The organism is Variovorax sp. V116 (assembly GCF_041154435.1).
GTDB classification, from domain to species: domain Bacteria; phylum Pseudomonadota; class Gammaproteobacteria; order Burkholderiales; family Burkholderiaceae_C; genus Variovorax; species Variovorax paradoxus.
On sequence record NZ_AP028661.1, the window covers coordinates 281,401 to 298,337 of the forward strand.

The following is a 16,937-nucleotide window of genomic DNA, read 5'->3' on the forward strand; positions in this document are numbered from 1 at the left end:
CCACACCCGTGGCATGCGCTTTAGAGTTCGAGCAAACGTTTGCGCAAACGTTTGGCATTTAGTTCTACACACAAGACCACTCGAAAAGGAGCCGGGATGATGATTCGGATTCAGCGACGCAGGTGGATGGCGGCGGCCTTGCTCGCCACGGCGCTCTCGGCCTGCGGGGGCGGCGGCAACGGCAACAGCGGCATCGGGCTCGCACCGGGCTTCGGCGCGGCGCCGCCGCCGGCGCAGAAGATCATCATCGACAGCGACTACAACACCATGAGCGACGACGGCCAGCTCGGCGTCATGGCCGCGCAGCTGCAGGCCCAGGGCAAGGTGCAGGTCATGGGCATCAGCGTGGTGTCGGGCAACCAGTGGCTCAAGCAGGGCGTGGCCGACGCGCTGAAGTCGGTCGAGCGGCTGGGCGTGGGCGACCGCATCGGCATCTATGCGGGCGCGAACTACGCCTTCAACCACGACTACGCAACCATCGAGGCCGAGATGGCGGCCGGCTCCGGCGGCGACGGCTACCTGGGCGCCTGGAGTTCGCCCGAGCCCAAGACCGACGCCGACCTGAAGCCCTCGCCCGACGGCTTTGCCACCCACACGGTGCTCCAGCCCCGGAGCGCGGTCGACTTCATCGTCGACACCGTGAAGGCCAACCCCAACGAGATCACCATCCTGGCCATCGGGCCGCTCACCAACATCGCGCTCGCGGTCAAGCAGAACCCCGAGATCGTGCCGCTGATCAAGAAGATCATCTACATGGGCGGCGCGGTCGACGTGCCGGGCAACACCACCAAGTTCGCCGAGTTCAACTGGTGGTTCGACCCCGAGGCCGCGCAGTTCGTGGTGCGGCTGCCGATTCCGCAGGTGGTGGTGCCGCTGGACGTGACCGACACCGTGTTCCTCACCAAGCCGATCTACGACCGCATCGCGCACCCGGCCACGCCCACCGCCGTGACCGAGGTGTTCCGCCAGCTCAACGGCTACGGCTTCAGCGGCACCAACGGCTTCGAGAACAACCCGGCCTACACCCAGAACATCTGGGACACGCTCACGCTCGCCTACCTCATCGATCCGGCCTATGCCACCGAAACCGTCGAGCGCTACGTCGACGTGGTCGCCAAGCCCGGCGCCGCCGACAACGGCCGCTCCATCGGCTACGCCTCGCAGCCCGCGGGCCCGGCGCTGCAGAAGATGACGGTGGTGAAGAAGTTCGACAACGCGCGCTTCTTCGAGCTGTACGTCGACCTGCTCACGCGGCCCGTGCCGATCGCGCTGCGGCCCTGAAGCTCGACTAGAACGCGCTGCAGACGCGCAGCACCTCGGCGCCGTAGGCCTCGAGCTTCTTGCTGCCGATGCCGCTGATGCCCTGCAGGTCCTCGAGCGTCGCGGGCGCGCGTTCGGCAATGGCCGCCAGCGTGGCGTCGTGGAAGATCACGTAGGCCGGCAGGTTGTGCTCGCGCGCCACTTCCGCGCGCCAGGCCTTGAGCGCCTCGAAGCGCTTCTGGCCGTCGGCATCGAGTGCCGCGGCCGCCGGAGACGGGGCGCCGCGCGCCGCCTTTTCGCGCCGGGGCTTGCCGCTGCCGCGCGCGGCCGGCGACGAAACCGACTCGCGCAGCGTCACGTTCGCTTCGCCCTTGAGCACCGCGCGCGAGCCTTCCGTGAGCTTCAGCGTGTTGAAGGCTTCCGCATCGACCGCCAGCGCACCCGTGGCGATGAGCTGGCGCAGCACGCCGCGCAGCTGCACTTCGCTGAACTCCGCGCCAATGCCGAAGGTGCTGATGCGCTCGTGCCCGAACTGCTTGACCTTCTCGGTCTCCTTGCCGCGCAGGATGTCCATGATGTGGCCCGCGCCAAAGCTGATGCCGCTCAGCTGCTGCACGCGGTAGATGGTGGAGAGCAGCTTGCGCGCGGCATCGGTGCCGTCCCACACCTGCGGTGGGTTCAAACAGTTGTCGCAGTTGCCGCAGGGCGTGCTCTTCTCGCCGAAGTAGCCCAAGAGGCGCACGCGCCGGCAGTCGCTCGCCTCGGCCAGCGAGAGCAGCGCGTCGAGCTTGCCGCGCATCACCTGCTTGAACTCTTCGCCCGCGGGGCTCTCGTCGATCATGCGGCGCTGGTTCACCACGTCCTGCAGGCCGTAGGCCATCCATGCATCGGCCGGTGCGCCGTCGCGGCCCGCGCGGCCGGTTTCCTGGTAGTAGCCCTCGATGTTCTTGGGCATGTCGAGGTGGCCGACAAAGCGCACGTCGGGCTTGTCGATGCCCATGCCGAAGGCAATGGTCGCGACCATCACCACGCCCTCTTCGCGCAGGAACCGGTCCTGGTGCTTCTGGCGCACTGCTGCGTCCAGGCCCGCGTGGTAGGGCAGCGCGTTGATGCCCGCGCCCTTCAGCATCACGGCCACGTCTTCCACGCGCTTGCGCGACTGGCAATAGACCACGCCCGCATCGCCTTCGTGCTCGCGCTCGATGAAGCGCAGCAGCTGCGTGGTCGCGTCCTTCTTCTCGACGATGGTGTAGCGGATGTTCGGCCGGTCGAAGCTCGAGACGAACTGGCGCGCTTCCTCCAACTGCAGCCGCTCGACGATGTCGGCGCGCGTGAGCGCATCGGCCGTGGCGGTGAGCGCGATGCGCGGCACGCCCGGGTAGCGTTCGTGCAGCACCGTGAGCGCGCGGTATTCGGGGCGGAAATCGTGGCCCCACTGGCTCACGCAATGCGCCTCGTCGATCGCGAACAGCGAGAGCTTGCCGCGCTCCTTCAGCGAATCGAGCTGCGAGAGAAAGCGCGGCGTGTTCACGCGCTCGGGCGCCGCATACAGCAGCGTGATCTCGCCGCGCAGCATGCGGCGCTCGACGTCCTGCGTCTGCTCCCAGTCGAGCGTCGAATTCAGGAAGGCCGCGTTCACCCCGGCCTCGTGCAGCGCGCCGACCTGGTCGTGCATCAGCGCGATCAGCGGCGACACCACCACCGAGACGCCGCGCCCCGCGCGCTGCCGCGCAATGGCCGGGATCTGGTAGCACAGCGACTTGCCGCCGCCCGTGGGCATCAGCACCAGCGCGTCGCCGCCGGCCACCACATGCTCGACGATGTCCTGCTGCGGCCCGCGGAACTGCGAATAGCCGAAGACTTCGTGAAGGATGTCGGCGGGTGCGCTGCTGCTGCCGGGGGCGTCGAGGGGGAGGGGAGCGAGCGAGGACACGGGCAGCGGATGCGAAGGGTGGGGTGGGCGAAAAGGGGGAAACGCCGATTGTCCCCCAGCGGCACCGGCAGGACTGTGGCACGAGGTTTGCAATGGTGAAGCCCGCCTTGCCGCCTTCCTGTATAGACAGCAATCTGGTGCATTTTGCTGAAGGAATGCACCGAAACGGTCCTTTCGGGTTATCCTGTATATACAAGCTGGGGCGCTTGGCAACAATGCGAGGTGCGCGCAGCCCGTGGTCGGGAGCGTATCGCCAAGCTTTTTCCTAGAAAACAGACCCAGGAGTACCCATGGTCGTCAAGACGGTAGTTGTGAAAGTCGCGTCGCTGCTGGCAGCAGGCGCGTGTGCAGCAGGCATGGCCCAGACGGCCGCCGCGCAGGAAACCAGGATTGCGCTCGGCATGTCGGGCTGGACCGGCTTTGCGCCGCTCTCGCTGGCCGACAAGGCCGGCATCTTCAAGAAGCACGGCCTGGACGTCGAGCTCAAGATGATTCCGCAGAAGGACCGGCACCTCGCGCTGGCCTCCGGCGCCATCCAGTGCGCCGCCACCACGGTGGAAACGCACGTGGCCTGGAACGCCAACGGCGTGCCCATCGTGCAGATCTTCCAGATGGACAAGTCCTACGGCGCCGACGGCCTCGCGGTGCGCAACGACGTGAAGGGCTTTGCCGACCTCAAGGGCAAGACCATCGGCGTGAGCGCGCCGGGCACCGCGCCTTACTTCGGCCTGGCCTGGATGCTCAACAAGAACGGCATGACGCTGAAGGACGTGAAGCTGGTCTCGCTCGAGCCGCAGCCCGCGGCCCAGGCCTTCGTGGCCGGCCAGAACGACGCGGCCATGACCTACGAGCCGTATCTTTCGACCGTGCGCGCCAACCCCACCGCCGGCAAGATCCTGGCCACCACGCTCGACTACCCGATGGTGATGGACACCGTGGGCTGCGCGCCCACCTGGCTCAAGGCCAACGCCAAGGCGGCGCAGGCGCTCGCGCAGTCGTACTTCGAGGCGCTCGACATGATCAAGGCCGACCCGGCCAAGGCCAACGAGCTCATGGGTTCGGCCGTCAAGCAGACCGGCGAGCAGTTCGCCAAGTCGTCGGCCTACCTGCGCTGGCAGGACAAGGCCGCCAACCAGAAATTCTTCGCGGGCGAGCTCACCAGCTTCATGAAGGAAGCCGCGCCCATCCTGCTGGAGGCCGGCGTGATCCGCAAGGCGCCGGAAGACTACACGGCCATGTTCGATGCAAGCTTCGTCAAGTAAGGCCCTGCCGCAGGTGGCGCCGCGCGCGGCGGCGCCTGCATCGGCCGCAACCTCCCAGGCCGCCGTGCCCGCGCGGCGCCGTTCGCTCGCGCCGCTCGAGCCCGTCAGCGGGCGCGCCCGCGTGCTGCTGGGCCTCGGCTTCTTCGTGGCCTTCGTGCTCGTGTGGTCCGTTGCCACGCTGGGCGGCTTCGTGCCGCCGACCTTCCTGGCCAGCCCCGTGACCATGCTGAAGGAAGGCTGGATGCTGTTCGCCGAATTCGGCTTCATCGGCGACGTGGGCATGACCGTGTGGCGCGTGTTCGGCGGCTTCCTGCTGGCGGCCGTGCTGGCGGTGCCGCTGGGCATTGCCATGGGCACCTGGAAGGCCGTGGAGGCCTTCTTCGAGCCCTTCGTCTCGTTCTGCCGCTACCTGCCGGCCTCGGCCTTCATTCCGCTGCTCATCCTGTGGGCGGGCCTGGGCGAGATGCAGAAGCTCTTGGTGATCTTCATCGGCTCGTTCTTCCAGATCGTGCTGATGGTGGCCGTGACGGTGGGCGGCGCGCGGCGCGACCTCGTCGAGGCGGCCTACACGCTGGGTGCCAAGAGCCGCGGCATCGTGGCGCGCGTGCTCATTCCGGGCGCTGCGCCCGGCATTGCCGAGACGCTGCGCCTGGTGCTCGGCTGGGCCTGGACCTACGTGATCGTGGCGGAACTCATCGGCTCCTCGTCGGGCATCGGCCACATGATCACCGACAGCCAGGCCTTGCTCAACACCGGGCAGATCATCTTCGGGATCATCGTGATCGGCGTCATCGGGCTGGTGTCCGACTTCGCTTTCAAGGCGCTCAACCGCCGCATGTTCGCCTGGGCTGCACTCTGATGAACGATCAACTTTCCATCCAGGGCGTCTCGCGCGTCTTCACCGGCGCCAAGGGCCAGCGCACGCAGGCGCTGCTGCCGATCGACTTCGAGGTGAAAGAGAACGATTTCGTCACCATCCTCGGCCCCTCGGGCTGCGGCAAGTCGACGCTGCTGCGCATCGTCGCGGGGCTCGACTTCCCGACCACAGGCCAGGTGCTGCTCGACGGCGAGCGCATCGAAGGCCCGGGTGCGGACCGCGGCGTGGTGTTCCAGAGCTACACGCTCTTTCCGTGGCTCACGGTGGCGCAGAACATCCGCTTCGGCCTGCGCGAGTGCGGCATGAGCGAGGCCGACCAGAAGGAGCGCAGCGAGTTCTTCATTGCCAAGGTGGGGCTGCGCGGCTTCGAGCACCACTTTCCGAAGCAGCTCTCGGGCGGCATGCAGCAGCGCACCGCAATTGCGCGCGCGCTCGCCAACGACCCCAAGATGCTGCTGCTGGACGAGCCCTTCGGCGCGCTCGACAACCAGACCCGCGTGCTGATGCAGGAGCTCCTGCTCGGCATCTGGGAGTCGGCGCGCAAGACGGTGCTGTTCGTCACGCACGACATCGACGAGGCGATCTTCATGGCCAACCGCGTGGCGGTGTTCAGCGCGCGGCCGGGCCGCATCAAGACCGAGATCGCGGTCGACTTTCCGCATCCGCGCAGCTACACCATCAAGACCTCGCCGGAGTTCATGGAAATCAAGGCGCGGCTGACCGAAGAGATCCGCGCCGAGTCGATGGCCGCGGCCGAGCACTGACACGAGCCCCACGCCCGAAATGAAACGCGACCTGCCGTCCCTCGCGCTCTATGCGCAAGTCAAGGATCACATCTCCCGCAAGATCCAGGACGGCACCTGGCCGGCCGGCCATCGCCTGCCGTCCGAGAGCGAATTGGTCGCGCAGTTCGGCATCTCGCGCATGACGGTGAACCGCGCGCTGCGCGAGCTCATGGAGCAGGGCCGCATCGTGCGCGTGGCCGGGGTCGGCAGCTTCGTGGCCGAGAACAAGCCGCAGTCCACGCTGCTGCAGATCGCCAACATCGCGAGCGAGATCCGCCAGCGCGGGCACGACTACCGCTGCGAAATGCTCGCGGTGGAACGCCTGGCCGCCTCGCCCGACGTGGCCGCCTGGCTCGACATGCGCGCGGGCACCTCGGTGTTCCACAGCGTCTGCCTGCACCTGGAGAACGACACGCCGGTGCAGCTGGAGGAGCGCTACGTCAATCCGCTGGTCGTGCCCGATTTCCTCGAGCAGGACTTCGCCGCCGTGCCCCCCAGCGAGTACCTGGTGCGCCACGTGCCCTTCGACCAGATCGAGCACGTGGTCGACGCCGTGCTGCCCACCGCCGAGCAGGCGGCCCGGCTCGCGATGGAGCCCACCGACCCCTGCCTGCTGCTCACGCGCCGCACCTGGACGCGCAACACGCCGGTCACCTGGGTGCGCTGCCTGCATCCGGCGTCGCGCTACAGCCTGGGCAGCCGCTTCAAAGCCGACGGCAACCCCAGCTTCGGCTGACCTTTTTTTGTCACGGAAACCGAAGGTTTTCTCTCGCAACTACTTGTATAGACAGGTTCACATGCCAACAAGCAAACACACCGCCACCCCCCTGACCCTCACGCCCGGCAAGGTGGACCTTGCCATGCTGCGCCGCATCCAGGCCGGCGGCGTGCGGCTGGCGCTCGATCCTTCGGTGCAGGAGGGCATGGCGCGCGCCGAAGCGGCGGTGCGCCACATCGTCGAGAACGACCAGGTGGTCTACGGCATCAACACCGGTTTCGGCAAGCTCGCGAGCACGCGCATCGGCAACGACCACTTGGCCGAGCTGCAGCGCAACCTCGTGCTCTCGCACAGCGTGGGCACGGGCGAGCCGCTGGCCGCGCCTGTCGTGCGCATGGTGCTCGCGACCAAGGCCGTGAGCCTGGCGCGCGGCCACTCGGGCGTGCGGCCCGCGCTGGCCGAGGCGCTGCTGGCGCTGTTCAATGCGGGCGTCATGCCGCGGATTCCGTGCAAGGGCTCGGTCGGCGCCTCGGGCGACCTCGCGCCGCTCGCGCACATGGCCTGCGTGCTGATCGGCGAGGGCGAGGCCACCACGGCCGACGGCGCCGTGGTCAGCGGTGCGGAGGCCATGCGCCTCGTCGGGCTCGAACCTTTCGTGCTCGGCCCCAAGGAAGGCCTGGCGCTGCTCAATGGCACGCAGGTGTCGACCGCGCTTGCGCTCGCCGGCCTGTTCGGCGCCGAGGACGTGTTCGCTTCGGCCCTGATGTCGGGCGCGCTCTCGCTCGAAGCGATCCAGGGTTCGATCAAGCCCTTCGATGCGCGCATCCATGCCGCGCGCGGCCAGCCGGGGCAGATCGCGGTGGCGGGCGCGGTGCGCACGCTGCTCGAAGGCAGCGAGATCGTCCCTTCGCACGCCGACTGCGGCCGCGTGCAGGACCCGTATTCGGTGCGCTGCATTCCGCAGGTGATGGGCGCCTGCCTCGACAACCTCGCGCATGCCGCGCGCGTGCTGGTGATCGAGGCCAATGCCGCTTCGGACAACCCGCTGGTGTTCACCGACACCGGCGAAGTGATCTCGGGCGGCAACTTCCACGCCGAGCCGGTGGCCTTTGCGGCCGACATCATTGCGCTGGCCGTGAGCGAAGTGGGCGCGATTGCCGAGCGCCGCATCGCGCTGCTGCTCGACACCGGCCTGTCGGGCCTGCCGCCGTTCCTAGTGCGCGACGGCGGCCTGAATTCGGGCTTCATGATCGCGCAGGTCACGGCCGCGGCGCTTGCATCGGAGAACAAGTCGCTCGCGCATCCCGCGAGCGTCGACAGCCTGCCCACTTCGGCCAACCAGGAAGACCACGTGTCGATGGCCACCTTCGCGGCGCGCCGGCTCGGCGACATGGTCAACAACACGGCGGTGGTCGTCGGCATCGAAGCCATGGCTGCCGCGCAGGGCATCGAATTGAAACGCGGGCTCAAGAGCTCCCCGCTGGTCGAAGCCGAGTTCGCCAATATCCGCAAGAAGGTCGCCTTCCTCGAACGCGACCGCTACCTTGCGCCCGACATCGAAGCCATGCGCCAGTGGGCGCTGAAGGCCGAACTGCCGGCCGCGCTCTTGAACATCCTGCCCAGCCACGCCTGAACACCGAACAAGGAGAACCTCGCCATGAACGCACCCGAAAAGCTCCCGCTGCAAAACACCGACCCGCGCCACGACCCCACGCGCGTGATCCGCGCCCCGCGCGGCAGCACGCTCAACTGCAAGAGCTGGCTCACCGAGGCGCCTTACCGCATGCTGCAGAACAACCTCGACGCCGAGGTGGCCGAGCGTCCGCAGGACCTCGTGGTGTACGGCGGCATCGGCCGCGCCGCGCGCAACTGGGCCTGCTACGACCAGATCCTCGCGTCGCTGAAGGAACTGAACGACGACGAGACGCTGCTGATTCAATCGGGCAAGCCGGTCGGCGTGTTCAAGACGCATGAGAACGCGCCGCGCGTGCTGCTCGCCAACTCGAACCTCGTGCCCAAGTGGGCCAACTGGGAGCACTTCAACGAGCTCGACCGCCAGGGCCTCTTCATGTACGGCCAGATGACGGCCGGCAGCTGGATCTACATCGGCAGCCAGGGCATCGTGCAGGGCACCTTCGAAACCTTCGTCGAAGCCGGCCGCCAGCACTACAACAACAGCCTCGCGGGCAAGTGGATCCTCACGGCCGGCTTGGGCGGCATGGGCGGCGCGCAGCCGCTCGCGGCCACGCTCGCGGGCGCGGTGTCGCTCAACATCGAGTGCCAGCAGACCAGCATCGACTTCCGCCTGCGCACGCGCTATGTGGACAAGCAGGCGCGCGACATCGACCATGCGCTCGAGCTCATCCAGCAGCACTGCGACGCGAAGGAAGCCGTATCGATCGCGCTGCTCGGCAATGCGGCCGACATCCTGCCCGAGCTCGTGAAGCGCGCGAAGGCCGGCGGCATCAAGCCCGACCTCGTGACCGACCAGACCTCCGCGCACGACCTGATCAACGGCTACCTGCCCTCGGGCTGGAGCGTTGCGCAATGGCAGGCCGCGATGAAGGACGCCTCGCAGCACGATGCGCTCAAGAAGGCCGCCGCCAAGTCGTGCGCCGTGCACGTGCAGGCCATGCTCGACTTCCAGGCCATGGGCATCCCCACGGTCGACTACGGCAACAACATCCGCCAGGTCGCCTTTGACGAGGGCGTGCAGAACGCCTTCGACTTCCCGGGCTTCGTGCCGGCCTACATCCGCCCGCTGTTCTGCGAAGGCAAGGGCCCGTTCCGCTGGGTCGCGCTCTCGGGCGACCCCGAGGACATCTACAAGACCGACGCCAAGATCAAGGAGCTGTTCCCCGAGAACACCCATACGCACCGCTGGCTCGACATGGCGCGCGAGCGCATCGCCTTCCAGGGCCTGCCGGCGCGCATCTGCTGGCTGGGCCTGGGCGAGCGCCACATCGCCGGCCTGGCCTTCAACGAGATGGTGAAGAACGGCGAACTCAAGGCGCCCATCGTGATCGGCCGCGACCACCTCGACACCGGCTCGGTGGCGAGCCCCAACCGCGAGACCGAGGCCATGAAGGACGGCACCGATGCGGTGAGCGACTGGCCGCTGCTCAACGCGCTGCTCAACACCGCGGGCGGCGCCACCTGGGTCAGCCTGCACCATGGCGGCGGCGTGGGCATGGGCTATTCGCAGCACTCGGGCGTGGTGATCGTGTGCGACGGCACCGAGGCCGCCGCCAAGCGCATCGAACGCGTGCTCTGGAACGACCCGGCCACCGGCGTGATGCGCCATGCGGACGCGGGCTACGACATTGCCGTGGCCACCGCGAAGAAGCAGGGCCTCAATCTGCCGATGGTGCGCTGACCGGCGCATGAAGCAGCGGTAAGCCGAAGGTAGAAAGAAAAAGCGCGCCCATTCCCACTCAGTGGGAATGAAGGCTTGGATGTGGGAACGGCGGGCAAGATACTGCACACCGCATCCACTTTCGACGCCCCGCGATTGGTCCAGATGACGTCCATGCCCGAAGCTTCCGCCCACAACGACCGCGCGCTGCGCGTGCTGTCGGTGCTGGCGCAGAGCAAGTCGGCGATGAGCGCGGCCGAACTCGCCGAAGCCACGGGCCTCGTCAAGAGCACGCTGTACCGGCAGATCGCGGTGCTGCGGCGCTGGGGCTTCGTGATGGAGACCGACGGACGCTATTCGCCCGGCCCCGTGAGCGTGCAGCTCGCGAGCGGCTTCGACGGCAACTCCGACCTCGTCATGGCCGCGCGCGCCGACATGCGCGCGCTCGCGCAGCAAAGCCATGAAAGCGTGGCGCTGGTCACGCTGGTCAACGACCGCGTCGTGTGCCTGGAGATGATCGACAGCGAGCAATCGCTGCGCTGCTCGTTCGACCGCGGCCGCAGCGTGCCGGCGCGCGACGGCGCCAGCGCCAAGTGCCTGCTGGCCCACCTGCCGGCCGACCAGCGCGATGCCTTGCTCGACAGCCTTGGCGACAGCCCTGCGCGCCGTGCCGAGCGTGCCGCCGAGCTCGACGCGATCCGCGAGGCCGGCCATGCCGTGACCCATGGCGAGGTCGACGCGGGCGTCTGGGGCGCGAGCGCACCGGTGCTCGGCCCGGGCCGGCGCCTGCGCGGCGCGATCACGCTCATGGCGCCGCTCACGCGCGCCGGGGGCATGGAAGCTGCATGGGCCGCCCTCACCGTCGTCACCGCGGCGCGCATCTCGCGCGCGCTGCAATAGCCGGTCGCTGCCTTTCTTTCCCTCTTTCTTTTTCAAACCCACGGAAGCCTTCACATGAACACCCGCCGCACCCTCGTTGCCGCCGCACTCTCCAGCCTCGCCTTCTTCGGCTTTGCCGCCACCGCGCAGGCGCAGGGCGAGCCGCTGCGCGTGGCCACCGATGCCACCTTTCCGCCGATGGAGTTCGTGGAGAACGGCAAGCGCACGGGCTTCGATGTGGAGCTGGTCGAGGCCATCGGCAAGGCGCTGGGCCGCAAGATCGAATGGATCGACATCGACTTCAAGGGGCTCGTGCCGGGCCTCATTTCCAAGCGCTTCGACATGGCCGTCTCGGCCATCTACATCACCGACGAGCGCAGGAAGGTCGTCGACTTCACGGTGCCCTACTACGCGGGCGGCCTCGTGGTGATGGTGAAGGACGGCAACACGGCCATCAAGGCGCCGGCCGACATCAACGGCAAGAAGGTCAGCGTGCAGGTGGGCACCAAGTCGGTCGCCTACACCAAGGAGAAATTCCCGCAGGTGCAGCTGATGGAAGTCGAGAAGAACCAGGAGATGTTCAACCTCGTCGACATCGGCCGCGCCGATGCCGCCGTGACCGGCAAGCCCGCCGCCTACCAGTACGTGCGCACGCGCGGCGGCCTCAAGGTGCTGCCCGAGCAGATCACCACCGAGGAATACGGCATGGCCATCCGCAAGGACACGCCCGAACTCACCAAGGCGGTGAACGGTGCCATCGAGAAGCTCAAGGCCGACGGCACCTACGCGCAGATCGTCGCCAAGTGGTTCAAGTAATGTCAGCCCCCCGGCTTTTCACGCGCTGCGCGCGTGTAACTCCACCCCCCATGGGGGAGGCGCGGCCGGCTTGGGGCGGCCCGGCGCTCGGCCGCCGAAAAGGCTGACCCATGGATTTCGACTTCTCGCCGGTCTGGCAGGGCTGGCCCGACCTGCTGCGCGGCGCGCTGGTCACGGTGGAGATCACCGCCTGCGCGCTCGCGCTCGGCTGCGTGCTGGGCCTGCTGGTGGGCATCGGCCGGCTCAACCCGAAGCGGCGCTGGCTCTACGGCGCGTGCACGGCCTACGTGGCGGCAATTCGCGGCACGCCGCTGCTGGTGCAGCTGTTCATTTTGTTCTTCGGACTGCCGCACTTCGGCATCCTGCTGCCGGCCTTCCTGTGCGGCGTGCTGGGGCTCGGCGTGTATTCGGGTGCCTACGTGTCGGAGATCGTGCGTGGCGCGATCCAGTCGATCGACAAGGGCCAGACGATGGCGGCGCAATCGCTGGGCATGACGCCCGGCACGGCGATGCGCGAGATCGTGCTGCCGCAGGCGGTGGTGCGCATGATTCCGCCGCTGGGCAACGAGTTCATCGCGCTCATCAAGAACTCGGCGCTGGTGTCGCTCTTGACGATCCACGACGTGATGCACGAAGGGCAGAAGATCATCAGCGTGTCGTACCGCTCGCTAGAGGTCTACCTGGCGATTGCGCTCGTGTACTTCGTGCTCACGGGCACGATGACGCTGGTCCTCAGGCACTTCGAGCAGAAGCTGCGCCAAGGCGGGTTGATGCGATGAGCGGCGCTGCATTCGCATTTGCATTTCTCCCTCCCCTCCCGGGGGAGGGCCGGGGTGGGGGCGCGACGGCCTTGCCCTTCGCACAGCGCTCGTTGGGCGCGGCCCCCATCCCAGCCTTCCCCCGGAAGGGGAAGGGGCAAGAGGACCGGTCATGAACAACGTGCAGCGCTTCTCTCGCAGCTCTCTCCCAGCCATGCCCTGGAAGAACGGCGGCGGCACCACGCAGGAGATCGCGAGCTGGCCGCAGGGCGCGGGGCTCGATGGCTTCGGCTGGCGCGCGAGCATCGCGACCATTGCGGCGGCCGGGCCGTTCTCGACTTTCGCGGGCGTGGACCGCAGCATCATGCTGCTCGAAGGCGACGGCGTGCGGCTGTTCACGCACGACGGGCGCATCGAGCACCGGCTCGACGTGCCGCACCGGCCGTTCGCATTCAGCGGCGACGACGCGATCGACTGCACGCTGCTCGGCGGCGCATCGAACGACTTCAACATCATGACGCGCCATGGACAGTGGCGCGCCGACGTGCAGGTGCTGGACCACGCATCGGCCATCGAGGCCGCACCGCACGGCGTGCTGCTCGCGCTTGGCGGCGCATGGCGCCTGAACGGTGAGCCCTGCCGCGAGGGCGAAGGCCTGTACTGGACCGACAGTGCGCAGGCATGGCAGGCCGAGCCCGCGCAGGAAGGCGCGCGGCTGGCTGCGATCCGCATCGTGCCGGCGTAAGCTGTGCAAACACAAGACAAGACAAGACATGACATCCGCAAGCACATTCCCATCGGCCGACGGCCTCTGGACGGGGCTCCGCCTGGCGCCCGGTGCCGCGCCCGGCACCACCCTGGACGCCAACACCGAAGCCGCCATCGCGGTGGCCGAAGGCACGGTCCGCTGGGTCGGCGCACGCAGTGCCCTGCCGGCCGAGTTCGCAGGCCTGCCGCCGCACGATGGCGGCGGCGCGCTCGTCACGCCAGGCCTGGTCGATTGCCACACGCACCTGGTCTACGGCGGCCAGCGCGCCAACGAGTTCGCGATGCGGCTCGCGGGCGCCAGCTACGAAGAAGTGGCGAAGGCCGGCGGCGGCATCGTCTCGTCGGTGCGCGCCACGCGCGAGGCCGATGAAGACGCACTCTTCGCGCAGGCTGCGCCGCGGCTCGAACAGCTGCTGGCCGACGGCGTCTGCGCGATCGAGATCAAGTCGGGCTACGGCCTGGCGCTCGAGCACGAGCGCAAGCAGCTGCGCGTGGCGCGGCGCCTGGGCGAGGCTTATGGCGTCACGGTGCGCACCACCTTCCTCGGCGCGCATGCGCTGCCGCCCGAATACGCGGGCCGCAGCGGCGACTACATCGATCTCGTCTGCAATGAGATGCTGCCCGCGCTCGCGGCCGAGGGGCTGGTCGATGCGGTGGACGTGTTCTGCGAACGCATCGCCTTCACGCTCGCGGAAACCGAGCAGGTGTTCCAGGCCGCGAAGGCGCTGGGCCTGCCTGTCAAGCTGCATGCCGAGCAGCTCTCCGACATGGGCGGCGCCGCGCTCGCCGCGCGCTACGGCGCGCTCTCGTGCGACCACATCGAGCACCTGTCGGCCCAAGGCATCGAGGCCATGCGCCAATCAGGCACCGTGGCCGTGCTGCTGCCCGGCGCCTACTACACGCTGCGCGACACGCACCTGCCGCCGATCGAGGCGCTGCGCACCGCCGGCGTGCCGATGGCCGTGTCGACCGACCACAACCCCGGCACCTCGCCCGCGCTGAGCCTGCTGTTGATGATGAACATGGCCTGCACGCTGTTCCGCCTCACGGTGCCCGAGGCGCTGGCCGGCGTCACCCTGCATGCGGCGCGCGCCCTGGGCCTACAGAAAACGCACGGCGCGATCGCCGAGGGCATGCCCGCCAACTTCGTGCTGTGGAACGTGCGCGACGCAGCCGAGCTCGCCTACTGGTTCGGCCAGCGCCCGGTGCGCACCGTCGTGCGCCAGGGCCGCATCGCCGTGGGAGCTGCCCAATGAACACGCTGTTCGCGGCCGATGCGCTGCTGCCCGGCGGATGGGCAAAGAACGTGCGGCTGTCGTGGAACGAGGCCGGCCAGCTCACGCAGGTGCAGTCCGCGGCCCCGCCGGCAGCGGGCGCGCAGGTGGCGAAGGGCCCCGTGATCCCCGGCATGCCCAACCTGCATTCGCATGCCTTCCAGCGCGCCTTCGCGGGGCTCACCGAATACCGCGCCCAGCAGCAGGACAGCTTCTGGAGTTGGCGCACGCTGATGTACCGCTTTGCCGCGCGCCTCGGCCCGCAGCAGATGGAGGCCATCGCGACCTGGCTCTATGCCGAGATGCTCGAGGCGGGCTACACCAGCGTGTGCGAGTTCCAGTACGTGCACCACGATGCCGATGGCCGCCCCTATGCCGACGATGCGACGCTGAGCCTCGCGCTGCTGCGCGCCGCGAAGAAGGCCGGCATCGGTTTCACGCTCTTGCCCGTGCTCTACCAGGCCAGCGGCTTCGGCGGACTGCCGCCCAACGAGGGGCAGCGCCGCTTCATCCGCTCGACGGATTCGATGCTGCGCCTGCTCGACACCCTCAAGCCCGCATGCGAGGCGCAGGGTGCACCCGGACCGCAAGGCGGTCCCTCGGCCCGCCTGGGGCTCGCGCCGCATTCGCTGCGCGCCGTGCCGCCCGATGCGCTGCGCGAAGCCGTGGCGGGGCTCGAAGCCATCGACCCGGGCGCACCGATCCACATCCACATCGCCGAGCAGACCAAGGAGGTCGACGACTGCGTGGCCTGGAGCGGCCAGCGGCCCGTGGCCTGGCTGCTCGACCATGCGCCGGTCGACGCGCGCTGGTGCCTGGTGCATGCCACGCACATGGACGCGGCCGAATACGAGCGTGCCGCAAAGAGCGGCGCGGTCGCCGGCCTGTGCCCGACCACCGAGGCCAACCTGGGCGACGGCATCTTCGATTTTTCCGCTTGGCGCCACCATGGGGGCGCCTGGGGCCTGGGCTCCGACAGCCATGCCACGGTCAATGCCGCGGAAGAGCTGCTGATGCTCGAATACAGCCAGCGCCTGGCCTGGCGGCAGCGCAACGTCGGCGCCAGCGCGGCGCAGCCGCATGTGGCCACCGCGCTCACGCTCGAAGCGGTGCGCGGCGGCGCGCAGGCCTCGGGCCGGCCCATTGGCGGCTTGGCGGTGGGGCAGCAGGCCGACTTCGTCGTGCTCGATGCCGCACAGCTTGCGCTGCAAGGCCTGCCGGCGCCCGACATGCTGTCGGCCCACGTCTTTGCGAGCCATCGCACCTCGGCCATCGATGCCGTCTGGGTGTCGGGCCAGCCGCGCGTGGCGGCCGGCCGCCATGCCCTGCACGCCGAGGCCGCCGCCGCCTTCGTCGCGGCGCGCAGCCAGCTTCTCCTCGAAAATTAGAGTCCCATGAGCTTCACCACCACCGAACCCGCCTTCCGCTTCCGCCAGGGCACGCGTCCCTTGCTGATCTCGATGCCGCACGTCGGCACCTACGTGCCGCCCGCGCTCGCCGCCCGCCTGACCGACGAGGCGCGCCAGGTGCCCGACACCGACTGGCACCTCGAACGGCTCTACGATTTTGCCGACGAACTCGGCGCCTCGGTGCTCGTTGCCACGCATTCGCGCTACGTGGTCGACCTGAACCGCCCGCCGGATGGCGCCAGCCTGTACCCGGGCCAGAGCGTCACGGGCCTGTGCCCGGTCGACACCTTCGACGACACGCCGGTCTACGCGTCCGCTGCCGACCTTCCGGACGACGCGGAAATCGCCGCGCGCCGCGACGCCATATGGCAGCCCTACCACCGGCAGCTGCAGGCCGAGCTCGACCGCCTGAAGGCCGCGCACGGCACCATCGCACTGTGGGACGCGCACTCGATCCGCTCGGTGCTGCCGCGCTTCTTCGAAGGCAAGCTGCCCGACTTGAACCTGGGCACCGGCAAGGGCAGCAGCTGCGACCCGGCGCTGGCCGCCACGCTGCTCGGCATTGCCGAATCGGCCACCGGCTACACGGGCGTGCTCAATGGCCGCTTCACCGGCGGCTACATCACGCGCCAGTACGGCAACCCCGCGGCCGGCGTGCACGCGGTGCAGCTGGAGATGACGCAGTCGAGCTACATGCAGGAGAAGCTGCCCTTCGACTACCTGCCCGAAGTCGCGGCCGGCGTGCAGCCGCATGTGCGGCGCATGATCGAGGCGGTGCTGGAATTCGTCGAACGCCGCTAAAGCACTGACGCCGCCCAGGGGCAGCCCCGCTTCCTACAATCG

The 16,937-nt window shown here is 68.5% G+C and carries 15 protein-coding genes; 14 read left to right on the forward strand and 1 reads right to left on the reverse strand.

The genetic code is table 11. The features are described from left to right. Positions 1 to 96: 96 nt before the first annotated feature. Entirely contained in the window at positions 97 to 1,281 is a 1,185-nt protein-coding gene (locus ACAM58_RS01400) for a nucleoside hydrolase (protein ID WP_369663931.1), read from the forward strand. A gap of 7 nt (positions 1,282 to 1,288) precedes the next feature. Here the strand turns inward: ACAM58_RS01400 and recQ are convergent, their stop codons facing one another. Further along, positions 1,289 to 3,193, reverse strand: coding sequence for a DNA helicase RecQ (gene recQ / locus ACAM58_RS01405; RefSeq protein WP_369663932.1), 1,905 nt, complete (start codon positions 3,191 to 3,193; stop codon positions 1,289 to 1,291). Positions 3,194 to 3,483: 290 nt separating this feature from the next. Between recQ and ACAM58_RS01410 the strand changes: the two genes are divergently transcribed. From ACAM58_RS01410 to hutG, 13 genes are all read left to right on the forward strand, one after another. Beyond that, complete coding sequence (locus ACAM58_RS01410) at positions 3,484 to 4,455, forward strand: ABC transporter substrate-binding protein (RefSeq protein WP_369663933.1); 972 nt, start codon at positions 3,484 to 3,486, stop codon at positions 4,453 to 4,455. Next, positions 4,436 to 5,314, forward strand: coding sequence for an ABC transporter permease (locus ACAM58_RS01415; RefSeq protein ID WP_369663934.1), 879 nt, complete (start codon positions 4,436 to 4,438; stop codon positions 5,312 to 5,314). The genes ACAM58_RS01410 and ACAM58_RS01415 overlap by 20 nt, the downstream gene beginning before the upstream one ends. Then, a complete protein-coding gene (locus tag ACAM58_RS01420) occupies positions 5,314 to 6,096 on the forward strand; it encodes an ABC transporter ATP-binding protein (protein ID WP_369663935.1) in 783 nt (260 codons plus the stop codon). Before ACAM58_RS01415 ends, ACAM58_RS01420 begins: the two co-directional genes overlap by 1 nt. A 19-nt stretch (positions 6,097 to 6,115) precedes the next feature. Beyond that, positions 6,116 to 6,853 carry a histidine utilization repressor gene (gene hutC / locus ACAM58_RS01425; RefSeq protein ID WP_012745322.1) on the forward strand — a complete coding sequence of 246 codons (738 nt, stop codon included), beginning with the start codon at positions 6,116 to 6,118 and terminating at the stop codon, positions 6,851 to 6,853. Between the two features lie 61 nt (positions 6,854 to 6,914). Next, positions 6,915 to 8,468, forward strand: a complete 1,554-nt coding sequence (gene hutH, locus ACAM58_RS01430) for a histidine ammonia-lyase (RefSeq protein ID WP_369663936.1) — start codon at positions 6,915 to 6,917, stop codon at positions 8,466 to 8,468. A 24-nt stretch (positions 8,469 to 8,492) separates the two neighbouring features. Continuing rightward, positions 8,493 to 10,211: a urocanate hydratase gene (gene hutU / locus ACAM58_RS01435; protein ID WP_278880739.1), complete on the forward strand. Its 1,719-nt coding sequence runs from the start codon at positions 8,493 to 8,495 to the stop codon at positions 10,209 to 10,211. A 144-nt stretch (positions 10,212 to 10,355) separates the two neighbouring features. Next, a complete protein-coding gene (locus ACAM58_RS01440) occupies positions 10,356 to 11,090 on the forward strand; it encodes an IclR family transcriptional regulator (RefSeq protein WP_026284237.1) in 735 nt (244 codons plus the stop codon). Between the two features lie 54 nt (positions 11,091 to 11,144). After that, on the forward strand, positions 11,145 to 11,885 hold the full coding sequence (locus tag ACAM58_RS01445) for a transporter substrate-binding domain-containing protein (RefSeq protein ID WP_018906646.1): 741 nt from the start codon (positions 11,145 to 11,147) through the stop codon (positions 11,883 to 11,885). Between the two features lie 110 nt (positions 11,886 to 11,995). Next, positions 11,996 to 12,664 (forward strand): amino acid ABC transporter permease, encoded by a 669-nt coding sequence (locus ACAM58_RS01450; protein ID WP_012745327.1) that lies wholly within the window; start codon positions 11,996 to 11,998, stop codon positions 12,662 to 12,664. Positions 12,665 to 12,815: 151 nt separating this feature from the next. Then, positions 12,816 to 13,388 carry a HutD family protein gene (locus ACAM58_RS01455; RefSeq protein ID WP_369663937.1) on the forward strand — a complete coding sequence of 191 codons (573 nt, stop codon included), beginning with the start codon at positions 12,816 to 12,818 and terminating at the stop codon, positions 13,386 to 13,388. A gap of 28 nt (positions 13,389 to 13,416) precedes the next feature. After that, a complete protein-coding gene (gene hutI / locus ACAM58_RS01460; RefSeq protein WP_369663938.1) occupies positions 13,417 to 14,667 on the forward strand; it encodes an imidazolonepropionase in 1,251 nt (416 codons plus the stop codon). Further along, positions 14,664 to 16,073: a formimidoylglutamate deiminase gene (locus ACAM58_RS01465; protein ID WP_369663939.1), complete on the forward strand. Its 1,410-nt coding sequence runs from the start codon at positions 14,664 to 14,666 to the stop codon at positions 16,071 to 16,073. The genes hutI and ACAM58_RS01465 overlap by 4 nt, the downstream gene beginning before the upstream one ends. Positions 16,074 to 16,079: 6 nt before the next feature. Next, entirely contained in the window at positions 16,080 to 16,895 is an 816-nt protein-coding gene (gene hutG / locus ACAM58_RS01470; RefSeq protein WP_369663940.1) for an N-formylglutamate deformylase, read from the forward strand. The last annotated feature ends 42 nt before the right edge of the window (positions 16,896 to 16,937 follow it).

Coding starts and splice junctions, on each gene's coding strand:
- ACAM58_RS01400 (WP_369663931.1), top strand. CDS start 97: ATGATGATTCGGATTCAGCGACGCAGGTGGATGGCGGCGGCCTTGCTC.
- ACAM58_RS01410 (WP_369663933.1), top strand. CDS start 3,484: ATGGTCGTCAAGACGGTAGTTGTGAAAGTCGCGTCGCTGCTGGCAGCA.
- ACAM58_RS01415 (WP_369663934.1), top strand. CDS start 4,436: ATGCAAGCTTCGTCAAGTAAGGCCCTGCCGCAGGTGGCGCCGCGCGCG.
- ACAM58_RS01420 (WP_369663935.1), top strand. CDS start 5,314: ATGAACGATCAACTTTCCATCCAGGGCGTCTCGCGCGTCTTCACCGGC.
- hutC (WP_012745322.1), top strand. CDS start 6,116: ATGAAACGCGACCTGCCGTCCCTCGCGCTCTATGCGCAAGTCAAGGAT.
- hutH (WP_369663936.1), top strand. CDS start 6,915: ATGCCAACAAGCAAACACACCGCCACCCCCCTGACCCTCACGCCCGGC.
- hutU (WP_278880739.1), top strand. CDS start 8,493: ATGAACGCACCCGAAAAGCTCCCGCTGCAAAACACCGACCCGCGCCAC.
- ACAM58_RS01440 (WP_026284237.1), top strand. CDS start 10,356: ATGACGTCCATGCCCGAAGCTTCCGCCCACAACGACCGCGCGCTGCGC.
- ACAM58_RS01445 (WP_018906646.1), top strand. CDS start 11,145: ATGAACACCCGCCGCACCCTCGTTGCCGCCGCACTCTCCAGCCTCGCC.
- ACAM58_RS01450 (WP_012745327.1), top strand. CDS start 11,996: ATGGATTTCGACTTCTCGCCGGTCTGGCAGGGCTGGCCCGACCTGCTG.
- ACAM58_RS01455 (WP_369663937.1), top strand. CDS start 12,816: ATGAACAACGTGCAGCGCTTCTCTCGCAGCTCTCTCCCAGCCATGCCC.
- hutI (WP_369663938.1), top strand. CDS start 13,417: ATGACATCCGCAAGCACATTCCCATCGGCCGACGGCCTCTGGACGGGG.
- ACAM58_RS01465 (WP_369663939.1), top strand. CDS start 14,664: ATGAACACGCTGTTCGCGGCCGATGCGCTGCTGCCCGGCGGATGGGCA.
- hutG (WP_369663940.1), top strand. CDS start 16,080: ATGAGCTTCACCACCACCGAACCCGCCTTCCGCTTCCGCCAGGGCACG.